The sequence below is a fragment of the Pedobacter sp. GW456-11-11-14-TSB4 genome (assembly GCF_059424425.1).
The window spans coordinates 35,530-58,122 of sequence record NZ_JBWKZK010000002.1 but is presented as its reverse complement, the minus strand read 5'-3'; the positions used below and the strand labels follow the sequence as shown (position 1 = coordinate 58,122).

Annotated in this window: 21 protein-coding genes; 10 read left to right on the top strand and 11 right to left on the bottom strand. The window is 34.3% G+C overall.

Annotation, left to right across the window (positions count from 1 at the left end):
- Positions 1-227: 227 nt before the first annotated feature.
- The gene (gene lat / locus AC07XU_RS07650; protein WP_494943049.1) at positions 228-1,559 is read left to right on the top strand and encodes an L-lysine 6-transaminase; all 1,332 of its coding nucleotides are present in this window, start codon (positions 228-230) and stop codon (positions 1,557-1,559) included.
- A 134-nt stretch (positions 1,560-1,693) separates the two neighbouring features.
- Entirely contained in the window at positions 1,694-2,098 is a 405-nt protein-coding gene (locus AC07XU_RS07645; RefSeq protein ID WP_494943048.1) for a hypothetical protein, read from the top strand.
- 184 nt (positions 2,099-2,282) lie between these two features.
- On the opposite strand, the gene AC07XU_RS07640 is transcribed toward AC07XU_RS07645, so the two are convergent.
- The 4 genes from AC07XU_RS07640 to AC07XU_RS07625 form a co-directional block, all read right to left on the bottom strand.
- Positions 2,283-3,644: an acyl-CoA dehydrogenase family protein gene (locus AC07XU_RS07640; protein WP_494943047.1), complete on the bottom strand. Its 1,362-nt coding sequence runs from the start codon at positions 3,642-3,644 to the stop codon at positions 2,283-2,285.
- A gap of 68 nt (positions 3,645-3,712) precedes the next feature.
- Positions 3,713-4,429 carry a bacillithiol biosynthesis deacetylase BshB1 gene (bshB1, locus tag AC07XU_RS07635; RefSeq protein WP_494943046.1) on the bottom strand — a complete coding sequence of 239 codons (717 nt, stop codon included), beginning with the start codon at positions 4,427-4,429 and terminating at the stop codon, positions 3,713-3,715.
- Between the two features lie 88 nt (positions 4,430-4,517).
- A complete protein-coding gene (locus AC07XU_RS07630) occupies positions 4,518-5,015 on the bottom strand; it encodes a glutathione peroxidase (RefSeq protein WP_494943045.1) in 498 nt (165 codons plus the stop codon).
- Positions 5,016-5,022: 7 nt separating this feature from the next.
- Complete coding sequence (locus AC07XU_RS07625; RefSeq protein ID WP_494943044.1) at positions 5,023-5,640, bottom strand: DUF4294 domain-containing protein; 618 nt, start codon at positions 5,638-5,640, stop codon at positions 5,023-5,025.
- Positions 5,641-5,750: 110 nt separating this feature from the next.
- Here AC07XU_RS07625 and AC07XU_RS07620 point away from each other — a divergent pair, with 110 nt between their 5' ends.
- From AC07XU_RS07620 to AC07XU_RS07605, 4 genes are all read left to right on the top strand, one after another.
- Complete coding sequence (locus tag AC07XU_RS07620) at positions 5,751-7,964, top strand: RelA/SpoT family protein (protein ID WP_494943043.1); 2,214 nt, start codon at positions 5,751-5,753, stop codon at positions 7,962-7,964.
- A 287-nt stretch (positions 7,965-8,251) separates the two neighbouring features.
- The gene (locus tag AC07XU_RS07615) at positions 8,252-8,746 is read left to right on the top strand and encodes a Fur family transcriptional regulator (RefSeq protein WP_494943042.1); all 495 of its coding nucleotides are present in this window, start codon (positions 8,252-8,254) and stop codon (positions 8,744-8,746) included.
- 35 nt (positions 8,747-8,781) lie between these two features.
- Positions 8,782-10,059 carry an adenylosuccinate synthase gene (locus AC07XU_RS07610; RefSeq protein WP_494943041.1) on the top strand — a complete coding sequence of 426 codons (1,278 nt, stop codon included), beginning with the start codon at positions 8,782-8,784 and terminating at the stop codon, positions 10,057-10,059.
- Positions 10,060-10,172: 113 nt separating this feature from the next.
- Positions 10,173-11,438, top strand: coding sequence for an anthranilate synthase component I family protein (locus tag AC07XU_RS07605; RefSeq protein ID WP_494943040.1), 1,266 nt, complete (start codon positions 10,173-10,175; stop codon positions 11,436-11,438).
- Positions 11,439-11,583: 145 nt separating this feature from the next.
- Here the strand turns inward: AC07XU_RS07605 and AC07XU_RS07600 are convergent, their stop codons facing one another.
- From AC07XU_RS07600 to AC07XU_RS07585, 4 genes are all read right to left on the bottom strand, one after another.
- Positions 11,584-12,387, bottom strand: a complete 804-nt coding sequence (locus AC07XU_RS07600) for a M48 family metallopeptidase (RefSeq protein WP_494943039.1) — start codon at positions 12,385-12,387, stop codon at positions 11,584-11,586.
- Positions 12,388-12,459: 72 nt separating this feature from the next.
- The gene (gene plsY, locus AC07XU_RS07595) at positions 12,460-13,107 is read right to left on the bottom strand and encodes a glycerol-3-phosphate 1-O-acyltransferase PlsY (RefSeq protein WP_494943038.1); all 648 of its coding nucleotides are present in this window, start codon (positions 13,105-13,107) and stop codon (positions 12,460-12,462) included.
- Between the two features lie 53 nt (positions 13,108-13,160).
- The gene (nadC, locus tag AC07XU_RS07590) at positions 13,161-14,003 is read right to left on the bottom strand and encodes a carboxylating nicotinate-nucleotide diphosphorylase (RefSeq protein WP_494943037.1); all 843 of its coding nucleotides are present in this window, start codon (positions 14,001-14,003) and stop codon (positions 13,161-13,163) included.
- 44 nt (positions 14,004-14,047) lie between these two features.
- Positions 14,048-14,452 carry a DUF4783 domain-containing protein gene (locus tag AC07XU_RS07585; RefSeq protein WP_494943036.1) on the bottom strand — a complete coding sequence of 135 codons (405 nt, stop codon included), beginning with the start codon at positions 14,450-14,452 and terminating at the stop codon, positions 14,048-14,050.
- A gap of 131 nt (positions 14,453-14,583) precedes the next feature.
- Between AC07XU_RS07585 and gpmI the strand changes: the two genes are divergently transcribed.
- Entirely contained in the window at positions 14,584-16,104 is a 1,521-nt protein-coding gene (gpmI, locus tag AC07XU_RS07580) for a 2,3-bisphosphoglycerate-independent phosphoglycerate mutase (protein ID WP_494943035.1), read from the top strand.
- Positions 16,104-16,628 (top strand): hypothetical protein, encoded by a 525-nt coding sequence (locus AC07XU_RS07575; RefSeq protein WP_494943034.1) that lies wholly within the window; start codon positions 16,104-16,106, stop codon positions 16,626-16,628. Before gpmI ends, AC07XU_RS07575 begins: the two co-directional genes overlap by 1 nt.
- Positions 16,629-16,678: 50 nt before the next feature.
- Here AC07XU_RS07575 and AC07XU_RS07570 read toward each other — a convergent pair whose 3' ends face one another.
- Positions 16,679-17,302 (bottom strand): tetratricopeptide repeat protein, encoded by a 624-nt coding sequence (locus AC07XU_RS07570; RefSeq protein ID WP_494943033.1) that lies wholly within the window; start codon positions 17,300-17,302, stop codon positions 16,679-16,681.
- A gap of 289 nt (positions 17,303-17,591) precedes the next feature.
- Here AC07XU_RS07570 and lon point away from each other — a divergent pair, with 289 nt between their 5' ends.
- Positions 17,592-20,066 (top strand): endopeptidase La, encoded by a 2,475-nt coding sequence (gene lon / locus AC07XU_RS07565; RefSeq protein ID WP_494943032.1) that lies wholly within the window; start codon positions 17,592-17,594, stop codon positions 20,064-20,066.
- A 3-nt stretch (positions 20,067-20,069) separates the two neighbouring features.
- Entirely contained in the window at positions 20,070-21,032 is a 963-nt protein-coding gene (locus tag AC07XU_RS07560; RefSeq protein WP_494943031.1) for a lipid A deacylase LpxR family protein, read from the top strand.
- 48 nt (positions 21,033-21,080) lie between these two features.
- Here AC07XU_RS07560 and AC07XU_RS07555 read toward each other — a convergent pair whose 3' ends face one another.
- On the bottom strand, positions 21,081-22,106 hold the full coding sequence (locus tag AC07XU_RS07555; RefSeq protein ID WP_494943030.1) for an MAC/perforin domain-containing protein: 1,026 nt from the start codon (positions 22,104-22,106) through the stop codon (positions 21,081-21,083).
- A gap of 43 nt (positions 22,107-22,149) precedes the next feature.
- On the bottom strand, positions 22,150-22,560 hold the full coding sequence (arfB, locus tag AC07XU_RS07550) for an alternative ribosome rescue aminoacyl-tRNA hydrolase ArfB (RefSeq protein WP_494943029.1): 411 nt from the start codon (positions 22,558-22,560) through the stop codon (positions 22,150-22,152).
- Between the last annotated feature and the right edge of the window lie 33 nt (positions 22,561-22,593).

Here is a 22,593-nt window from a genome sequence, read left to right as displayed (position 1 = left end):
GTCATTATAAATTCAGTAAACTGATTTAAATTTTTGTCTCAAAAAGAAGATTTTAAGCAAAAATATCTGATTTTATTTTTCCACATTTCACAATACTAAATGTAAATTTTATCGAAATCATACTTTAAACAGTTTAAACCTATTTTTTAGCCTAAAAGTACGAATACTGCTTAAATTTGATAATTTGGCACATTTAGCTACATTTGAAAATACCAAAATATGAAATTATGTATCAACTTAGTGTAGCTCCAGATCAGGTAAACCAAACTTTACAACAGCATATTTTAGCTGATGGTTTTGACTTAACCTACGATATGGAAAAAAGTAATGGCGCTTATATTTACGACTCTAAATATAACCGCAAGCTTTTAGATTTTTTTACTTGTTTTGCCTCAGTACCTTTAGGATATAATCATCCTAAAATGATAAATGATGAAGCTTTTAAGCATAACTTATTACTAGCTGCTATGGCCAATCCATCAAATTCTGATGTATATACGCAACAGTATGCAGAATTTGTCAAAACTTTTTCAAAAGTTGGTATTCCATCTTATTTACCTCATGCATTTTTTATTGCCGGCGGCGCCTTAGCTGTAGAAAATGCCATTAAAGTAGCAATGGACTGGAAAGTTCAAAAGAATTTTGCTAAAGGTCATAAAGAAGAAAAAGGTTTTAAAGTTTTACACTTCGAAAGAGCTTTTCATGGACGTAGTGGTTATACTTTAAGTTTAACCAACACATTACCAGATAAAACCAAATGGTTTGCTAAATTCGATTGGCCTAGGGTTTCTATACCAACCGTAAAATTCCCTCTGGCTGATGACAATTTAAAAACTGCACAAGAAACAGAAGAGTTATCTATTGCGCAAGTAAAACAAGCCTTTACTGAAAATAAAGATGAAATTTGCGCTATCATTATCGAACCAATCCAATCTGAAGGTGGTGATAACCATTTGCGTGAAGAATTTTTAATTCAGCTTCGCCAACTGGCAGATGAAAATGAAGCCTTTCTAATATTCGACGAGGTACAAACTGGAGTTGGATTGACTGGGAAATTCTGGTGTCATGAGCATTTTAGCGAAGCCGCTCGTCCGGATATTGTTGCTTTTGGCAAGAAAATGCAAATCTGTGGAATTTTAGTAGGCAACAAAGTTGATGAAATAGAAAATAACGTATTCAATGTTCCCTCACGTATCAACTCTACATGGGGTGGTAATTTGGTAGATATGGTTCGTTCTACTCAAATTTTAAACATTGTTCATGAAGATAAACTTTGTGATAACGCAGCAAATGTAGGCGCCTATTTGCAGCAAAACCTAGCTGATTTAGCTAAAAAATACGACAAAATGAGTAATGTTCGTGGTCGTGGTTTGCTTACCGCTTTTGATTTTCCTACCAAAGAAATGAGAAATGAATTTGTGCAAAAAGGAATGGAGCATAATGTAATGTTTTTAGGTTGCGGCAACCAAACTATTCGCTTCCGCCCTGCGTTATGTATCGAAAAACAACATATCGATTTAGGTATGGAGGTAATGGAAAAGATTTTACCAACTTTATAAATTAGAAAAACAGTGGCACAATTTCATCGCAAATTGTGCCCTTCTTTCCGTTTTACTCCTCGCTTTTAGCTTCGTCGTGCTCACTACAATAAGGTTTATAAAATTCAGTTACTCCTATTAAACTAAAACATCAAATGCAAAACAAAAACAAACGCATTTTCATTATTCTCGTTATTTTAGTTGTGGTAGTTTGGGTAGCAAAAGATTTATTCAATCAACCAGAAATTGGCGATTTAAAGGGCGGATTTGAAGAAGTTGCCAGCTACAGAAATGAAAACAATACTGGCCCAGTACAAAGAATTTATGCTGTAAGTGTAAAAGATACTGCAGCAGCAGAGCTCATAAAATATGGCAACTTAAAGCCACATTCTAAATACGGCAATACCAAAGTTTATTTTTTTGTAAAAGGAACACAAATTCCAACTCAGCTAAATCCCGGTCAAATCAATTTTGATAAAAAATACAATTCATCATGCTATGCTTTGTACGAAAAAAGTGCAATGGGTAACTTTGGCTTAATTAAAACACCTTTTAAATAAGTTTTTAGTGATTTATACAACTTGCAGATTTTGATGTACAGATTTCGTTTTTAAACCCGATAGAACCAAATAGCCCGCAGCGAGGTACGAGCAAGGCTATAGGTGATAGCGGGACTGCAAAACCTATAAAAAACAAAACGCTCATTTTCAGAAAAACAATAAATTATACAGCGCTATTTTCTAACTAAACAAAAGCCGAAAAACCAGTAATCGCTCTACCAACAATCAACGTGTTAATTTCTTTCGTTCCTTCATAAGAATAAATTGCCTCAGCATCTGCAACAAAGCGAGCTACATTATATTCTAACAAAATTCCATTACCACCCATTACTTCCCTAGCCTTACTTACCACATCTCGGGTACGTAATGAGCAAAAAACTTTAGCCAATGAGGCATGTTCATCTTTTAACAAACCTTGGTCTTGCAATTGCGACAAGCGGAAACACAAAGTTTGCATGGCTGTTAAGTTAGAGAGCATTTCTACCAAATGATTTTGTATCAATTGAAAAGAAGCAATGGGTTTACCGAATTGTTTTCGTGTTCTTGTATAATCTAAAGCATTTTCATAGGCTCCGCGGGCACAACCTACCGCTTGCCAAGCAACGCCAGCTCTGGTCATTTGTAAAACCTTGGCAGTATCTTTAAACGAATTGGCATTTTGTAAACGGTCTACTTCATCAACCTTACAATCTGTTAGCGTAATTATGCCATTCTGCACAATCCGCAAAGCCATTTTATCTTGCATTTTTTCTACTGCAAAACCCGGATTATCTTTTTTAACGATAAAGCCCTTTACCTCTTGGTCATCTAAATCTCTTGCCCAAATTATTAAAATATCAGCAAAAGTTGCATTGCCAATCCATTTTTTCTGTCCATTTAACGTCCATGTATTGCCCACTCTTTTACAGGTGGTAGTTAAGCCACCAGCAGCGGCTGAGCCAACTTCTGGTTCGGTTAAGCCAAAAGCACCAATGGTTTTAAATTGCTGCATAGATGGAAGCCATTGTTGTTTCTGTTCTTCAGATCCGCATAAATAAATGGAGCCCATGGCTAAACCACTTTGAACCCCAAAAAATGTAGAAATTGAAGTATCAATCCTGGCCATTTCCATTGCTAAAATACCTTCCATTAAGTTAGATTTTCCCGGACAGCCATAACCTTTATAAGTTAAGCCACAGATATTTAGCTCTGCTAATTTAGGGATAATCTCAAAAGGAAATTCTGCTTTATTCCAATAGTGATTTACAATTGGTTTAACTTCCTTCTCTAAAAAAGCCCTAACCTTAAGTTGTAATTCTCTATCTTCATCATGCAGTGCTTCATCTCCCAAATGATAAAAGTCTCCCTCAATAGGCGGCAACTCTTTTACTTTATTAGTTCCGCCCATTAATTTCATCATTCCAGCCAACTGCTTTTCATCAAGAGATGAAATTGTTTCTACCATTTTTGGTAAATCAACTTTTTTAGATAAAGCATCTAGCTGATTAAAATCAATATGCTTAAAAAGTTTGTATGCGTTTTTTAAGGATGAAAATACATTTGCCATAATTATTCGTTTTTAGAGTAACAAATAAAATGGAAGATTGTTGGTTATTAGCTTTTAGTGATCAAAACTTACAACAAATTAAACAAGTTGTCTACTCCTATTAATTTCCTTGAAGTAAAACCTTCACCATATTTACCACCTATTTGCTTACCAAATTCTCTGGCTCTGCCAACAACAGCTTCTAAAAATTCTGGTGATGAAATGTAGGTTTGTGGTTCACTATCATCCGGACTATCAAACTGTGTTTTAAAAGCTCTAATCGACTCTATTTTTTGGTCCATGAATTCGCTTATATCTATAATTACATCTGGTTTAATATATCTATCTTGAATGTATTGAAGAACTAATCGAGGTCGCCAAGCTTGTTGTTTCTCACCATCAACAATGGTTTCGATTTTAATAAGGCCTGATAAGAAAATTGCATCATTAGACAAATCTCCAGCCCTACCATGGTCTGGATGCCGGTCGTCTAAAGCGTTGGTTAAGATAATTTCTGGTTGATACTTGCGTACCATTTTAATGATTTCTAACTGATGTTCTTCATCATTTTTAAAAAACCCATCTTTAAATCTGAGATTTTCGCGTGCATGCAAACCTAATATCTCAGCTGAATCGGCTGCTTCTTGATCTCTAGTTTCGGCTGTGCCACGTGTGCCTAACTCACCTCTTGTAAAATCTACAATGCCAACTTTTTTACCCAATGCAATATGTTTTAAAATTGTTCCGGCGCAGCTTAATTCTGCATCATCAGGATGAACAGCAAATACAAGTATATCTAGTTTCATGTAAGTTTTAATTTTGAAGGAGTGCATTTTGAATGAGTGAATATAAAGTACTTTAAAAAATTCAATCCTTTTCTCATTCTCTCATTTATTACTTCAGCAACCGCTGGATTTTCTTTTTAATTTTTGAGGAACTTGGTTTGGTGAATGAATAAAAATAATCAACCGCTTCCCCTTCTTTATTGATCAAATATTTATGAAAATTCCATCTTGGAGTTGAATTAAAATTTCCGTTTAACTTTTTATCGCTCAAAAACTTAAATAATGGATGGGTTTGATTTCCTCTAACCATTATTTTCTCGAACATAGGAAACTGCACACCAAAATTAACCTCACAAAACTCATTAATGGCTGCATCATTTAAAGGCTCTTGGCCTCCAAAATCATTTGAGGGAAAACCTAAAACTTCAAAACCCTGATCTTTAAACTCTTCTCTAAGATCTTGTAGTTCTTTTAATTGAGGTGTAAAACCACATCCAGATGCTGTATTTACAATTAATAAAACTTTTCCCTCAAAATCGGCTAACACTTTTTCCTTTCCATTTAAAAGTTTAAGCTTAAATGGATAAATTGTTTTTTTAGAATTCATTTTGCTTTTATTGATAGTAGCCTGAGCTAACGATGATGGATTCGATATCCCGCTCTTCGTTGGCGTTGTAGGTAGTTTTAAGATTATGGCCCACAACTCTTGCTACTAATTGATAAGAGAACGCTGCAAAACCACCTTTAGTTTGTTTAACAATATCATAAGTTGTTCTACCCACTTCTCTATCTATCAACTTTGTTAATATTTGGCCTTGTGTAATGGTTAATTCTTTAATTTCTGTATTAAACATGCGTTTAATTTCAGCATCACAAGCTTTAACTAATTTTTTCTGCTCCTTTTTTTCATTAACAGCTGCCAAATCACGTTCTAATTGCTCGTAACGTCTTTTTGCAAACAAAGCATATGGCATTACCTTTAATACATTATATCTTAATCTGTTAAATGCAGCTTGTTCTTGTGCCGATCTCCAAATCCTGTTTCCATTAATGATAACCTCATGCAAACCAATCCAAGGGATCATTACACCATTGTCATTAGTGGCCGCAACCCTTATCGTGTCATTTTTGCCAAGCTTTGGGTATATAGCACCAGTAGTACTTTCTTGCGCTTTTATTGTTTGCGCAGTAAGTATGACAAATAACAGAACAAAGAGACGAGAATATTTCATAAATTTATGCCTATACAAAGTTAGCGCTATTTTTATATATTCGTTTTTTTCTATAATCGAATATAAACTTTTAAAGTTAAAAATACTACAATTTTACCTGAAAAATACAAATGAAGAATACTTTAGTAATTGATATTGAGGCAGAAAAGCAAGAAATTTTAAAAAGGTATAGGGCGCTTTTGCGTGCATCAAAATCTACATTACAAAAAGGAGATAAAAAAGAGATTAGAAAAGCATTTGAAATGGCATTAGAAAGCCATCAAGATATGCGCAGAAAATCTGGTGAACCTTATATTTATCATCCTATTGCCGTAGCTCAAATTGCTGCAGAAGAAATTGGCCTTGGTACAACATCTATTGTTTGTGCTTTATTGCATGATGTTGTTGAAGATACCGACATCACTTTAGAAGATATTGAGCGTGAATTTGGCAAAAAAACAGCCAAAATTATTGATGGGTTGACAAAAATTTCTGGAGTTTTTGACTACAACAGCTCATTACAAGCAGAAAATTTTAGGAAAATGCTGCTTACACTTGCAGATGATGTTCGTGTAATTTTAATCAAACTTGCTGATCGTTTGCACAACATGCGAACTATGGATTTTATGCCTAGGCAAAAACAGCTTAAAATTGCTTCAGAAACTATTTATTTGTATGCTCCATTAGCACATAGGTTAGGTTTGTATGCCATCAAATCTGAGTTAGAAGATTTGTCGATGAAGTATTTGGAGCCTGATACTTATAAATACATCGCTAATCAATTAAATGAGAAAAAGGCCGAGCGAAATACCTTTATTAAAACATTTGTTGAACCAATAAACGAAATTTTAGCCGAGCAAGGATTAGTTGCCAATGTTTACGGTCGCCCAAAATCTATCCATTCTATTTGGAACAAAATGAAAAAGAAAAACATCCCCTTTGAGGAAGTTTATGATCTTTTTGCCATTAGGATTATTTTAGATAGCGCACCCGAACATGAAAAGGCAGATTGCTGGAAAGCCTATTCAATTGTAACTGATTTATACAGACCAAATCCAGATCGTTTGCGAGATTGGGTATCATCTCCAAAAGGAAATGGTTACGAATCGCTACACACTACCGTAATGGGGCCGAAAGGACAATGGGTTGAAGTACAAATACGTACCCAACGGATGAACGAAATCGCCGAAAAAGGTTTTGCTGCCCATTGGAAATATAAAGAATCAAGTAATGATAATGGTTTAGACCAATGGATCCAAAAGGTTAGAGAAATGTTGAGCAACCCGGAGGCCAATGCACTCGACTTTTTGGACGATTTTAAAATGAACCTATTCTCTGATGAGATTTTCATTTTTACACCAAAAGGCGCTTTATTGCAACTTCCTCTTGGTGCAACTGCATTAGATTTTGCTTTTGAGATACACACCGATGTAGGTGCTAAATGTATTGGCGCAAAAGTAAACCACAAGTTAGTTCCACTTTCTTACAAACTTCAAAATGGAGATCAGGTAGAAATTATCACCTCTGGTAAACAAGTACCTAAAGAAGATTGGCTTAACATCGTGGTAACGGCGAAGGCTAAATCTAAAATCAAATCATCTTTAAAAGAAGAGAAGAGAAAAATTGCTGAGAGCGGCAAAGAGACTTTAGAACGTAAGCTTAAATCGTTAAAAATTACTTACAACACCGATAACTTGCAAAAGTTAAGCTACTATTTTAAGCTGAATTCTACTCAAGATTTATTTATCGCGGTAGCAAACGGAAAAATTGAGCTTAAAGATTTAAAAGAATATTTAGCCAGCGAGAAAGAAGTTGAGAACCGCAGCAGTTTTCATGCACCTGGAGAAGGGCAGCATATTGAAGCCTTACTTAACAAAGTTAAAGGGCCAGAATCTGATGTACTTTTAATTGGCGAAGATTTACAAAAAATAGATTATAAACTTGCCGCATGTTGCAATCCGATACCGGGAGATGATGTTTTTGGTTTTGTAACTGTTGGCGAAGGCATAAAAATACACCGTACCAATTGCCCTAACGCAGCACAGCTGATGGCTAATTATGGCTACAGAATAGTAAAAGCAAAATGGAATAGACAACAAGAGTTAACATTTTTAACAGGATTACATATTGTTGGTATTGATGATGTGGGCTTGATTAATAACATCACAAAAGTTATTTCTAACGATTTTAAAGTTAATATGCGCTCGATAACTGTTGATACCAATGATGGAATTTTTGATGGATCAATTAAGATTTTTGTAAACGATAAAGATCACTTAGATAATTTGATTAAAAATTTGTTGGAGGTAAAAGGTGTAACTGGCGTTACCAGGTTTGATGCTTAGTCAGTTGGCAGTTTTCAGTTGACAGTTTTCAGTTGACAGTTTTCAGTTGACAGTTTTCAGTTTGCAGTTATAAGTTATGGGTTTTGAGTTTTCAGTTTGCAGTTATAAGTTATGGGTTTTGAGTTAAAACCTTGCCAAAAACAATTGAGCAATAGAACAATTTAATGATTGATCAATTAAACAATTTCAGAAGTAATCAACATCTTTACAATTTGTTAATTAATTATAGGTGTAATCATTTTAATCGGTGTAATCATTTACCTACCTTTGGAGAGGAGTTTAAAACTATGTCTGAACAGAATACGAGTGAGTTGGTTAGAAAAATATTCGAAGCCTATCTCGAGAACAAAAACTTACGTAAAACACCTGAGCGTTTCGCAATTTTAGAAGAGATTTATTCTAGAAACGACCATTTTGATGTAGAGACACTTTACATCCACATGAAAAACCAAAAATATCGTGTTAGTCGTGCTACAGTTTATAATACTTTAGAGCTTTTGGTTTCATGCGATTTGGTTACCAAACATCAATTTGGTAAAAACATGGCTCAATTCGAAAAATCTTATGGTTATCATCAACATGATCATGTAATTTGTATAGATTGTGGTAAAGTAGTAGAATTCTGCGATCCACGTATCCATCAAATTCAAAGCATGGTTGGCGATTTACTTAAATTCGATATCAAACATCATTCATTAAACATGTATGGCGTTTGTTTCGATTGTAGCGCTGCTGCAACCATAAAAAATGTGGCTACACAAAAATTAAATGCAACAAATTAATAAATCAATCATATTTCTATTCTTAATTTAAAATAATGACGCAAGTAGACGTACTACTAGGCCTGCAATGGGGCGACGAAGGTAAAGGTAAAATTGTTGACGTGTTAAGTCCGCAATATGACATGATAGCTCGCTTTCAGGGCGGACCAAATGCTGGTCACACTTTAGAGTTCGATGGTAAAAAATTCGTTTTAAACACCATTCCTTCAGGTATTTTTAATGAAGGCATTATGAATTTAATTGGTAACGGTGTGGTTATCGATCCAATTATTTTAAAGAGAGAGTTAGATAACTTAAAAAAAGCCGGACATGATCCGGTTTCAGCTGGCAAATTGGTTTTAGCACGTAAAGCGCACTTAATTTTACCAACGCACCAACTATTAGATGCTGCAAATGAGCAAAAAATGGGTGCTGGCAAAATTGGTTCTACGCTAAAAGGTATTGGTCCAACTTATATGGATAAAACTGGCCGAAATGGTTTACGCGTTGGCGATACTACTTTACCAGATTTTAAAGGCAGATATAATAAATTAGTAGAAAAGCATAAAGAAATTTTATCTCACTACGAGTTTGAATATGATTTAGCTGAAAAAGAAGCTGCGTTTTTTGAGGCGATTGAATTCATCAAAAACATTCCTCATGTAGATAGTGAGCATTTTGTAAACAGCTATTTAAAAGAAGGCAAAAAAGTTTTAGCAGAAGGCGCTCAAGGTACATTGCTGGATGTAGATTTTGGTTCATATCCTTTTGTAACTTCATCAAACACTACAACTGCGGGTGCTTGTACGGGTTTAGGTATTGCGCCAAATAAAGTGGGGGATGTTTTCGGGATTTTTAAAGCCTATTGTACACGTGTTGGTGGCGGTCCCTTCCCTACTGAGTTAGATAACGAAGTTGGAGAAAACCTTCGTCAGGTTGGACATGAGTTTGGTGCAACCACAGGTAGAGCTCGCCGTTGCGGATGGATTGATTTACCTGCTTTAAAATATGCGATCATGCTAAATGGCGTAACCGAATTAATCATGATGAAGGCGGATGTATTGGATGGTTTTGACACGATTTATGCTTGTACGCATTATGAGCACAATGGCGAAACGATTGATTACATGCCATATGACATCATCTCGATACAACCAAAACCAGTGTTAAAAGCCATTGAAGGTTGGAAAACTGATTTAACTGGCATCACTACGAAAGAACAAATTCCTAGCCAACTGGCTGATTATATTGCGTTTTTAGAAAAAGAACTAGAAGTGCCAATTAAATATTTATCGGTAGGACCAGATAGAATGCAGACTTTGATGTTGAAATAAAATCTGTCATCAATTAGATAAAAAAATCCTTCAAGTAATTGAGGGATTTTTTATTTGATTTAAAAATTAAAACACTTTAACTATTGCGCATTTAATTACCTTTGCTCAACTTTATGAGCACTCCATCAATTCACATCTTTAAGCAAAAAGCTTTACAATTTGCTTCATATTTTGAGGTATTTTGTTGCTTAGATAGTAACAATTATAAAGACCAATACAGTAAATATGATTGCCTGATTGCTTTTGGTAAAACTCAAGAACTCAACGTTAGTTATGGTGATGCTTTTGCAAAATTGAAATCATTTTATGAAGTGCAAAAAGACTGGATGTTTGGTTTAATGAGCTATGAATTAAAAAACGAAGTTGAAGATTTAAAAACCAATCATACCGACGAGCTTGATTTCCCCGATTTATACTTTTTTATTCCTGAGTATTTAATTGCCATACAAGGTGATGAAATATGTGTACTAAAGGGCGATACACAAATTGCACAAACCATCAATAATGTTCAATTAAGCGATTATTTACCGAAACCAAAAGTAAAAATTGAACATCGTTTTACGAAAAACGAATATATTGATACCGTAGAAAAATTGCAAAACCACATTAAACGTGGTGATATTTATGAAGTAAATTTTTGTCAGGAGTTTTTTGCAGAAAATGCGGAGATTAATCCTTTACACATATTTCAAGAACTTAATCAACTCTCTCCTACTCCTTTTGCTGGCTTTTTTAAAATTTACGACAAATATATTTTATCGGCTACGCCTGAAAGATTTTTATGTAAAAGAGGCAATAAACTCATTTCTCAACCTATAAAAGGTACCGCAAAGCGAAGTTTAAATACTAATGAAGATGAACTGATTAAACTAAATTTAAAATCGAGTGTTAAGGAGCAAGCAGAAAATGTGATGACTGTTGATTTGGTTCGCAATGATTTAACTAAAAGCGCTGTTAAGAGTTCCGTAAAAGTTGATGAGTTATTCGGAATTTATACCTTCCCTCAAGTGCATCAAATGATTTCAACCATCAGTTGCGAGCTCAATCCTGAAACGCATTTTATCGATGCTATTAAAAATACCTTCCCAATGGGATCAATGACAGGCGCTCCAAAAATTAAGGCCATGGAATTGATAGACGACTATGAAAAAAGCAAACGTGGTGCTTTTTCGGGTTCTTTTGGATGTATTTCGCCTAATGGGGATTTTGATTTTAACGTGATTATCAGAACCATACTTTATAATGAAGCATCAAAATATTTGTCTTTTCAGGTAGGCGGAGCGATAACTTATGCGGCTGTTGCAGAGGATGAATATGAAGAATGTTTGTTAAAAGCTTCGGCGATAATGAAGGTTTTGGGGCAAGCGCCAGTACTTTGACAATCTCCTTCTTGGGTTGTCAAAGTTTGAAACACTAAAACCTCAAACTTTGTCAATCTTTGAAAGATTGGCAAAGTAGGAAAATAGACCAACAAAAAAGGTGGAAAGTAAGTCCTTCCACCTTTAAACCTTCGGCTCTTCAACCTTATTTTTTATAATATCTCATCGCCTCTGGCAAATCTCTTTGTATCCTTGCAATTCTCTGATCATCAGACGGGTGAGTACTTAAAAACACAGGTGGTTTTTGAGAACTAGAACTTGCCTGAGCCATTCTCTGCCAAAATCCAATAGCTGTTTGAGGATTATAACCTGCCATCGCCATAAAAGAAAGCCCCATTTTATCTGCTTCTAGCTCTTGGTTACGTCCATAGTTTAAAATTACTAACTGCCCGCCAATACCATAGGCTTGGTTAATGTAATTTGCATATTTTGAATTACTTGTAGCAACTCCAACTGCTGCGCTACCTACTTGTGCCGCCGTCATTTGAGAAGCTCTTTCTGCAGAGTGTTGTGCAATTGCATGAGCAATTTCGTGACCCATAACCGTAGCTAATCCAGCCTCATCTTTGGTGATTGGTAAGATACCAGTGTAGATGGCTACTTTACCACCTGGCATACACCAAGCATTAATTTCTTTACTTTCAATTAGATTAAATTCCCATTTATAGCTTTGAATTTGTTCTCCATAACCATTTTGGTTCATATATTGAGTTACTGCAGCTGCTATTTTAGCTCCAACTCTTTTTACCATTTGTGTGTTAGCAGAATTTGTAGAAACCACTTTTGTACTAGGATCACTCAATAATTGCTGATAACCAATTGCAGCTTGTTGTTGTAGTTGGCTGTCATCAACCAAACTTAATCTGCTTCGGCCAGTTAATGGCACAGTAGAACATGATGATATTGCTAATAAACTTGTAGCAACACCTAGGATCATTAATTTTTTCATTAGATTTTTCTTTTTACCTCGTTATTCAAATTGATAACAAACATCTATTTAGATAGTTTGCAAATTTGAATTTTAGTTTTGTTTTTTCTTAAACAGGTAAACTTTAGATTCTTTGCCTTTGAGTAGTCGCTCTAAGTTTTTTTGATGAGTTACTAATATAAGTAAGCATACACAGATACCATATAAAACCTCAGATTTAACTGAAGTTTGTAAAATAAATACTGTTCCTATTGGAAATGCAAACCCGGCACATATAGAACTTAGCGATACATATTTTGTACTCAATAAAACTACCACAAAAACCAGAACACAAATTAACGCTGCTTGGTAGTTGACTGCTAAAATCATTCCAAAAAGGGTTGCTACACCTTTGCCACCTCTAAAACCTGCAAAAATTGGAAATAAGTGACCCATAACCGCAATTACCCCTAATGCCAATTGATAATTTACGAATTGAGTAGAATTTTGTGGACCAGTAACTGATAAGCCTATAAAATAAGCCAAGTTACAGGCTGTATATCCTTTAAAAATATCGATAAGCATTACCGCGATACCAGGTTTTTTACCTAAAACCCTAAATGTATTGGTTGCACCAGCGTTGCCGCTGCCATATTCTCTAACATCTATACCATAAAAAGCTTGGCCTAACCATACAGCGGTGGGTATAGAACCAAAAAGATAGGCAGCAATTAGAGCCGAAATGGAATATATCGATATCATGACCTACAATTATACTAAAAAAATCAATTGTAAGTTGAGAGAATTTTTGGTCATTAGTAAGCTTTTAAACTTAAATCTAAACTTTTCACAGAATGTGTTAATGCTCCCATAGATATGTAATCTACACCACATTTAGCATAGTCAATTACATTTTCTTCTACAATGCCGCCAGATGCTTCAGTTATAAACCTGCCATTAATTAATCCTACCGCTTCTTTTAGCAATGGAAGTTCAAAATTATCTAGCATTATTCGGTCTACATTACCTTCTGATAAAACCTCGCTAAGCTCTTTTAAATTCCTTACTTCAATTTCTATGGCTAATTTTTTTGAAGTTTCTTTTAAATAAGCATTTGCGGCTTTAATGGCATTTGCAATTCCACCAGCATAATCAACATGATTATCTTTAATCAAAATCATATCGTACAAGCCTATTCTGTGATTCACACCACCACCAATTTTAACAGCCCACTTTTCTAAATATCTTAAACCCGGTGTTGTTTTGCGTGTGTCTAAAACTTTAGTTTGGTATGGTTTTAATAAATCAACAATTCTGTTTGTTTTAGTAGCGATACCACTCATGCGCTGCATACAGTTTAAAACCAAGCGCTCTGCCAACAAAATCGAATGTGTACTTCCTTCAACTGTAAATGCAATATCACCATAGTTTATTTTTTCTCCATCAGCTATGCTCACATTCACTTTTAAATCAGAATCAATTTGATTAAAAATTTCTAATGCTAATTCTACCCCAGCCAAAATACCGCCTTCTTTTACAATCAGCTTTGCTTTACCTTGGGTATTTTTTGGTATGGTAGATAGGGAAGTATGATCTCCATCACCAACATCTTCGGCAATGGCATTTTTAATAAATAGGTCGACTAATTTTTTATCCAAAACAGTAATTTTTACTCAAAAATAAGAATTTATGAACTAAATAACTATTCTCTATCGGGTTCTATCCTCAATTCGTTGATTAAGAAAGCATTATTAGCTTTTATTAATTTTAAAGTAATAGTCACTCTAAATTTTCCAGTTTTGGTCTGTAGTGAAAGTATCCCGTATCGATAATTTGGATTACTGCTAATGCGATGGATTATAGTAGATTTTGATGGGGAATTTTTTATGAAAAAATCTTTTAAAATTTGTTCAGACTGTGCTTTACTGTATACATCTTCTTGGTCAATTACAATTAACTCTACAGATGAGGCAAAATGTTTTGCGATATCTTTAGCATTTCCTGTTCTAAACTGAGCAGATAAATCATCAATAATATCGGCCTGTAACCCATTATTTGATGGAATTTGCCATAGCAAGAATAATAAAGCAAGTAAAGGTTTCATCATGTGCGTTTGTAAAACAACCTTTTCAAGCTAAAATTATGCCATTTATAAATCATTAAGCATAAAACCTTTCCTTTAAAACTCTAATTGGCTTATATTTGTTTTAAAATATTTCATCAATTTATACCAATTTAATGGAAGCTAAAAAACTTGTACTACTAATTCTTGATGGCTGGGGTTACGGAAAAAAAGATAAATCTGACGCTGCATACGCGGCAAATACTCCCTTTTTTGATTCGATGCTCCAAAATTATCCAAACTCTAAATTGGAGGCATCTGGTGAAGCCGTGGGTTTACCTGCCGGACAAATGGGTAATTCTGAAGTGGGCCATATGAATTTAGGTGCAGGAAGAGTAGTATACCAAGAACTTGGCCGTATTAATAAAGCCATTACAGACAGAACTTTACATAGCAACGATGTGTTGGTTAAAGCTTTTAATTATGCAAAACAGAACAATAAAGCTGTACATTTTATCGGTTTAGTATCTGATGGTGGTGTACATGCACATATAGAGCACTTAAAAGCTTTGTGCGATGCAGCTCATGAACAAGATCTTAAAAATGTTTTTATCCACGCATTTTTAGATGGTAGAGATACAGATCCAAACTCTGGTTTAGGTTATATTCAAAATCTAAGCAATCATTTAAAAACCTCTGCCGGAAAAATTGCTAGCGTTATCGGAAGATATTACGCAATGGATAGAGATAACCGCTGGGAAAGAGTAAAGTTAGCTTACGATTTAATGGTAAACGGTGTTGGAGAAAAAGTTACAGATATTGGGCAAGCTATACAACAATCTTACATTGATGGAATTACAGATGAATTTTTAAAGCCATTAGTTGTTGTTAACGATCATAATGAACCAACTGCCACTATAAAAGCTGATGACGTGGTAATTTGTTTCAATTATAGAACTGATAGAGGCAGAGAAATCACTTCGGCCTTGTGCCAAAATGACTATCCAGATTTTGGGATTAAAAAATTACCATTACACTATGTTACCATGACAACTTACGATGAAAGTTTCAGTAACGTTGCTGTAGTATTCACCAAAGATGATTTATCGAATACTTTGGGTGAAGTTTTAGAAAGTAACCACAAGAACCAAATCCGCATTGCGGAAACAGAAAAATATCCTCATGTAACGTTCTTCTTTTCTGGCGGAAGAGAAAAGGAATTTGAAAATGAAAAAAGAATTTTAGTTCCATCGCCAAAGGTTGCTACTTATGATTTGCAACCAGAAATGAGCGCCGAAGGAATTACAGAAGCAATTAGTAAAGAGTTAGCTTCTGGATGGCCAGATTTTGTTTGCTTAAATTTTGCCAATCCGGATATGGTTGGGCATACTGGTGTTTTTGATGCGGTTGTTAAAGCGGTTGAAACTGCAGATGCTTGCGCACAAAAAGTGGTAACTACAGGTTTGCAAAATGGATATTCATTTATCATATTGGCAGACCATGGTAATTCTGAATTTATGCTAAATAATGATGGCTCGGTAAATACAGCACACACTACAAATCTTGTTCCTTGTATATTAATTGATAAAGATTATAAAAGCATAGCTGATGGAAAACTAGGCGATATTGCTCCTACAATTTTAAGAATAATGGGATTATCAATTCCAGAAATTATGACGGGAGATTGTTTAGTATAATGAGAAAATATGCCCTTTTTTGTGCTTTGGCACTGTTTGCAAGTTGTAATTTAAAAAGCAATGAGAAAGCAGAAACTCAAACTTATTTTAGTGTAAGCAATTATTTTAAGAACGAAGTAGCTAGGTTATCAAAAAACAATCCATCAATTACTAAAACTGTGTTGGTAAATGGCAAAGCCGAAGAAAGGAAACTCCAAATTAAAAATTGGCAACAAGAGTTAAGTTCATTTATAGAAGCTGATATTAATAAAGCATCTTGGAAAGGTTCTTTTCAAATGATAAAATCTGACACTTCAGAAATTTACACAACGCAAAGCGATAAAATTCCTGTTAAGAAGCTAATTATAATCAAAACAGGTGATGGAGTGAAAAGTGTAAAGATTTTTTTAGCAAACGAAAATAACCTCTACACTTCTAATGATAGTTTAGTTTATAATTCTGATGAATTTTACGAAATTAAAAAGACACAAAAAATTAAGTTAATGGATAGCAAAAGATATGTGATCCGTGGAAAATTCAATTAAACAAAAAATGCCTCGAATAAATATCGAGGCATTTTCATTTATTTTATTTTCTATTTAAGACTTGTGATTTGTGCCTTAACATAATCAACCAAACCAACAATATCTTTTCTCAAAGGCTGCATGGTTAAGATTTTTTGAAAATCAGCAATCGAACTGTTAAAAATAGCTATGCATGCAGTTTTTTCGGCTTGCTTCTTAGCTCTATAAGATTTAAAAATAGCGTAATCCTTGTAAGCAATGCCCCTATTCTGAAGAATTTGAACATCTTCTTCCCCACTTATTTCAATTGCCTTAGAAAAATCTTTTATTGCGGAGGTATAAAAATTTTCTCTCATTTGGTTAAGCGACTCTTTGGGAGCATTTGCCACATTAAGTCTAGCTTTACCTCTATAGTAATAAGCAGAGTAATCTAATGGTTTTACTGCAATTAATCTTGTGTAGGCAGAAATTGATTGCTCATAATCGCCACATTGAAAGTAAGAATAACCTAACATTTTAAGCACACTTGCGTTAGCCTGGCCCCCATCAGCTTTTTCTAATTGAACTACCGCATTTTTATAATCACTTTTCATAAATGCCTGTCTACCCATTTTCTCAAAATTTCCTTGAGCTTTAGACGTTGAAAATGATCCAGTAATAAATAATAAGACTAATGCTTTTTTAAAATAACTCATCAAGCGTTTTTTGTTTAATTAAAATTACAAATTTTAAGTTAATGTTTGACTACAAACATGCTGCCAATATACAAAATCAATTCATTTGTAAATTATAAGATAAACGTTAATTTAGGTTAAATATGATATCGGGCTAAATTTATTTTGAAGGCTGACTTTTTTTCAGACAAACTGAGTAAAAATACTTTTGGCACAAGAGTTGAAATTACAAGCCATAACATAGTTATAACACTTTTTTATCGACAATGCTGTCAGATTGTCGTTTTATATATTTTAAAAGTCCTACTTAATGAGTAAACAAGATCACTTTGATTTTAGTCAAGCGCTACCAATTATAAATGAAGATACTGAGTTCTTTCCATTAATGTCTCAACAAGACGAAGATGAAATGAACAGCGAAGAAACGCCAGAAATACTTGCTATTTTACCACTCAGAAATACGGTTTTGTTTCCTGGTGTTGTAATTCCTATTACGGTTGGCCGTGATAAATCTATCAAACTTATAAAAGAGGCTTACAAAGGTGATAGAATTATTGGTGTAGTTTCACAACGTGATGTTTCTATCGAAGACCCAACATTTGAGCAATTAAATAGCGTTGGCACTGTAGCACATATTATTAAAATGCTACAAATGCCCGATGGAAACACCACAGTAATTATACAAGGTAAGCAACGCTTTCAGTTGGTAGAAGAAGTACAGTCTGAGCCATATATTAAAGTTATCATTGCTAAATTTAATGAATCTAAGCATAAAGCTGATAAAGAATTTAAGGCCTTAGTAGCATCTATTAAGGAGATGTCTTCTCAAATTATCCAGCTTTCACCAAATATACCAAGCGAAGCAGGAATTGCACTAAAAAATATAGAAAGCACCTCATTTTTAATCAACTTCATCTCATCTAACATGAATGCAGATGTTGCAGATAAGCAAAAAATGCTAGAGATGGGTAATTTGCGCAAACGTGCAGAAATGGTAATGGAGTTGCTAACAACTGAACTTCAGATGTTAGAATTGAAAAACCAAATTCAATCTAAGGTTCGCACCGATTTAGATAAGCAACAGCGTGATTATTTCTTAAATGCTCAACTTAAAACCATTCAGGAAGAATTAGGCGGTAACTCATCAGATTTAGAATATGAAGCCTTATTAGCTCGCTCTAAAAAGAAAAAATGGGCTAAACCAGTTGCCGATCATTTTGCAAAAGAGTTAGAAAAATTGGGCAGAATGAACCCACAAGCTCCAGATTATTCTATACAAATGAATTATTTGGAGTTGTTGTTAGATTTACCTTGGAATGATTTCACCAAAGATAACTTCGACCTTAAACGTGCTCAAAAAATATTAGATAAAGACCATTTCGGTTTAGAGAAAGTTAAACAACGTATTATTGAGTATTTGGCTGTGCTAAAACTGAAACGCGACATGAAAGCGCCAATTTTATGCTTGGTTGGCCCTCCCGGAGTTGGTAAAACATCATTAGGTAAATCTATAGCCAAAGCTATTAACCGTAAATATGTACGTATTGCGTTAGGTGGTGTAAGAGATGAGGCCGAAATCCGTGGTCACAGAAAAACTTATATTGGCGCAATGCCAGGCAGAATTATCCAATCGATAAAAAAAGCTGGCGCAGCTAATCCGGTTTTTGTATTGGATGAGATTGATAAAGTTGGTTCTGATTTTAGAGGAGATCCTTCATCAGCTTTGCTAGAAGTTTTAGACCCAGAACAAAATAATGCTTTTAACGACCATTATGTTGAAGCTGATTACGATTTATCAAACGTTTTATTTATCGCGACAGCCAATTCACTAAGCACTATACAACCTGCACTTTTAGACAGGATGGAAATTATTGAGGTGAATGGATATACGATTGAAGAAAAAATTGAAATCGCTAAAAAATATTTATTACCAAAACAGAAAGAACAACACGGCTTAGAAAATAAAGCGATTAATTTGAAGAGCAATTTAATTGAAAAAGTAATTGAAGATTATACTCGTGAAAGCGGTGTACGTGGTTTAGAAAAGAAAATTGGATCATTGGTTCGTGGTATAGCTACCAAAATAGCGATGGATGAACCTTACGAGCCAACCTTACAACAAGCTGATGTGGAGCGTATTTTAGGAGCGCCAATTTACGATAAAGGTGCTTACGAAGGCAATGAAGTTGCAGGTGTAGTTACTGGTTTGGCATGGACATCGGTTGGTGGTGATATTTTATTTATAGAAGCAAGTTTAAGCCCAGGTAAAGGAAAATTAACCTTAACAGGAAATTTAGGGGACGTGATGAAGGAATCAGCAATAATAGCTTTAGCTTACATTAGAGCTCATGCAGGTTTGTTTGGTATTGATAACGCTTTGTTCGATCAGTTTGACATTCATGTACACGTACCAGCTGGTGCCACTCCAAAAGATGGACCATCAGCAGGTATAACCATGCTTACTGCTTTAACTTCTGCATTTACGCAGCGTAAAGTAAAATCTAATTTGGCCATGACAGGTGAAATCACACTTCGTGGAAAAGTATTGCCAGTTGGTGGAATTAAAGAAAAGATTTTAGCTGCAAAACGTGCAAACATTAAGGAGATTATTCTTTGCAAATCGAACAGAAAAGACATTTTAGAGATTAAAGAAGATTACATAAAAGATCTTAATTTCCACTATGTGACAGAAATGAAAGAAGTAATTGACTTAGCATTAATGAAAGATAAAGTAAAAAATGCTCAAGATTTAACTATTAAAATTAAGCCAGAAGTAAAAAATTAATGCATGAAAATTAAGATTGGGCTATTTGCTGTTGCTTTATTCATAAGTTCGAGCGTATTTGCTCAATCTTACAAAAATGAATTTGGTTTTAAAAGTGATAACGATGCTTACCTGTTTTATGGTCAGGATCGGTATTACACCAATGGATTGTTCATTTATTTTCGTCATGCTATCGACCAGCAAAAACTCGGGGGGAATTTAGAAAAATTAACCTATGAGATAACTGCTGGACAGAAAATGTTCAATGCCATATCTGGCAATGTTCCTGATCCCGCTAAACATGATCGTCCTTTTGCTGGTTATTTGTATGCTGGTGGAAATGTAAATCTGTTTTATAAAACCGAGAAAATTTTAAAAGTTGGCTTAGAAGTTGGAACTGTTGGGCCAGATGCTTTGGGAGAAGATGCGCAAAAATTATTACATGATATTGTAGGTTTTTATGAAATTGATGGCTGGCAATATCAAATTAAAAATGATTTGGCAGTAAACCTTTCTACCCAATATACACAGCTTTTACATCGCTCTGCTAAAAAAGATTTAGATTTTTCTTTTGAAGGATATGCCAATGTGGGCACAACATTTAGTGGTGCTGGAGCGGGAATTTTGTTCAGAGCAGGAAATCTTAACCAGTTATTTAATTCTGGCTATACCAACTCGGTAATTAGTAACAATGCTAAAACAGAAAAACTAGTTAAAAGAGAAACCTTCTTTTATGCAAAACCGCAATTAAACTTTGTTGCTTATGATGCTACCATACAAGGAAGTATGTTTAACAATGATAGCCCGATAACATTTGGCCGCAAACCATTAGTTTTTGCCCAGCAGATTGGTGTTAACTATAGTACGCCACGTTTTACTTTCGATTTTGGTGTGGTTTTTAAATCAAAAGAGGTTAAAAGTACCGCCAAGGCGCATCAGTTTGGAATGATTAGTATGTTGTATAGGTTTGGGAAATCTGGGAGCTAAAACGAAATAATAAAGAAAGAACAATGAAAATTGCTATTTATTGTTTCCCTACTTTGTAAGTTTAACTTCTTTACTTTCAATATACTGCTCAATGTATTGCTTTACTTCTGTTTTTTTATTATTATCACTAATGAAGTTATAAAGTGGCACTAAACCGTCTGATGCAATGCCCATAAAACGTGCCTTGTCTTCAGTTGTACTTAAAACCCAGTTTGAGATATTTAAAACTAATCTATTATTTATAGTTTCTGTTTTCAGTTTATTGAGATCACCACCAATAGAGCTATAGTATATTTTGGCAGATGAGTTTGCATTTAAGTTACTTAAATTAACAGGATCTAAGTAGCCACTCATCAGTCCAAAAGTTTTTTTCAAGGCATATCTTTGCCCTTCCATGCTAATGTTTTCTTTATCTCCTTCTGCAGCATTGGCTTGATAAACAACATCAAATTTTGCCCCTACGCTTATATCTCTTAAAACATGTGTTCCGTACTTTTTAACTAGTTGCTCAACCTTTAGGTTAGTAATATCTGCCTTAAAATCATCAGTTACAAAATCATTTAAAGCGGATTCATAATAAAATTCAAATCCTTTTCTGATCATATAATAAGAATAATATGCATAAACATAGTTTGAATTTGTAAAATTTGATGTAGGAAAAGAACTTTGAATCGTATTTCCAAATACCTTAAACCCTTTAGTTGCATCAAACGTATTAGACAATCTTTCAGAAAGATTTGCCGCATCCTTACCAATCACATTTTTCCATGATGATGTAGAACTTCTAGACATATTTATTCTATTTGTACCTGTTGCTGCATATTTTGCAACATTTAATACACTTGCTCTTACAGAAACCTCATCAACAAATTTATCAGTTACATCGTAACCATATCCTAAAAAATTATAAACATTGGATGGTGGGTATAAAGGCTTAACATCTTGCGTAGCTCCTGTAATTACCAAATCAATATCGGCTGATAGTTTCTCTTCTGGAAAAGGGTTTTCAGCCTCATTTTTGGTGCACGAGAAAAGTGTAGCTACTAAAGCTATAGATAATAGAATTTTTTTCATTAGTATTTTTGTGTGTTTCGCAAAGCTAACATTAAAGTCTAAGCTATTCAAATCCTGGCTTTTTTCTATTCTCCTTTTTTGAGGATAAAATTGCCTTATTATTTAATCTTTTTGCAATTACAGCTTTCGGAATTTTTGTGGGTTTCCGTTTCTTTTCAATTTGCAAACACTGAGTTAAAAGTTTTACAAGCTTGATCACCGTACGCTGTTTATTGAGCAGCTGGCTCCTATCCTCTTGCGAAACAATATGTAGGTTGCCTTCTGAGTCTAATCTATTAACCAGCCTTTCTACTAATAAAACTTTCTGTTCATCATTAAAAAGAACAGAATTTTGCGGATTAAAAATCAATTCAACTTTACTCGAAACCTTATTCACGTTTTGCCCACCTTTGCCTCCGCTACGCGATGTTTTAAAAGTAAGTTCTTTAATTAATTCTTCTTTGGTAGGTATCATTTTACAAAAATAAATAAATAATAAAGCAAAATC

Excerpts from the sequence above, each read along its gene's own strand:
- gpmI (WP_494943035.1), top strand. The coding sequence starts at position 14,584 with ATGGAAGCTAAAAAACTTGTACTACTAATTCTTGATGGCTGGGGTTAC.
- AC07XU_RS07605 (WP_494943040.1), top strand. The coding sequence starts at position 10,173 with ATGAGCACTCCATCAATTCACATCTTTAAGCAAAAAGCTTTACAATTT.
- AC07XU_RS07600 (WP_494943039.1), bottom strand. The coding sequence starts at position 12,387 with ATGAAAAAATTAATGATCCTAGGTGTTGCTACAAGTTTATTAGCAATA.
- bshB1 (WP_494943046.1), bottom strand. The coding sequence starts at position 4,429 with ATGAAACTAGATATACTTGTATTTGCTGTTCATCCTGATGATGCAGAA.
- AC07XU_RS07570 (WP_494943033.1), bottom strand. The coding sequence starts at position 17,302 with ATGAGTTATTTTAAAAAAGCATTAGTCTTATTATTTATTACTGGATCA.
- AC07XU_RS07645 (WP_494943048.1), top strand. The coding sequence starts at position 1,694 with ATGCAAAACAAAAACAAACGCATTTTCATTATTCTCGTTATTTTAGTT.
- AC07XU_RS07625 (WP_494943044.1), bottom strand. The coding sequence starts at position 5,640 with ATGAAATATTCTCGTCTCTTTGTTCTGTTATTTGTCATACTTACTGCG.
- lon (WP_494943032.1), top strand. The coding sequence starts at position 17,592 with ATGAGTAAACAAGATCACTTTGATTTTAGTCAAGCGCTACCAATTATA.
- AC07XU_RS07610 (WP_494943041.1), top strand. The coding sequence starts at position 8,782 with ATGACGCAAGTAGACGTACTACTAGGCCTGCAATGGGGCGACGAAGGT.
- AC07XU_RS07630 (WP_494943045.1), bottom strand. The coding sequence starts at position 5,015 with ATGAATTCTAAAAAAACAATTTATCCATTTAAGCTTAAACTTTTAAAT.
- AC07XU_RS07620 (WP_494943043.1), top strand. The coding sequence starts at position 5,751 with ATGAAGAATACTTTAGTAATTGATATTGAGGCAGAAAAGCAAGAAATT.
- AC07XU_RS07560 (WP_494943031.1), top strand. The coding sequence starts at position 20,070 with ATGAAAATTAAGATTGGGCTATTTGCTGTTGCTTTATTCATAAGTTCG.
- AC07XU_RS07555 (WP_494943030.1), bottom strand. The coding sequence starts at position 22,106 with ATGAAAAAAATTCTATTATCTATAGCTTTAGTAGCTACACTTTTCTCG.
- AC07XU_RS07615 (WP_494943042.1), top strand. The coding sequence starts at position 8,252 with ATGTCTGAACAGAATACGAGTGAGTTGGTTAGAAAAATATTCGAAGCC.
- lat (WP_494943049.1), top strand. The coding sequence starts at position 228 with ATGTATCAACTTAGTGTAGCTCCAGATCAGGTAAACCAAACTTTACAA.
- AC07XU_RS07575 (WP_494943034.1), top strand. The coding sequence starts at position 16,104 with ATGAGAAAATATGCCCTTTTTTGTGCTTTGGCACTGTTTGCAAGTTGT.
- arfB (WP_494943029.1), bottom strand. The coding sequence starts at position 22,560 with ATGATACCTACCAAAGAAGAATTAATTAAAGAACTTACTTTTAAAACA.
- plsY (WP_494943038.1), bottom strand. The coding sequence starts at position 13,107 with ATGATATCGATATATTCCATTTCGGCTCTAATTGCTGCCTATCTTTTT.
- AC07XU_RS07585 (WP_494943036.1), bottom strand. The coding sequence starts at position 14,452 with ATGATGAAACCTTTACTTGCTTTATTATTCTTGCTATGGCAAATTCCA.
- AC07XU_RS07640 (WP_494943047.1), bottom strand. The coding sequence starts at position 3,644 with ATGGCAAATGTATTTTCATCCTTAAAAAACGCATACAAACTTTTTAAG.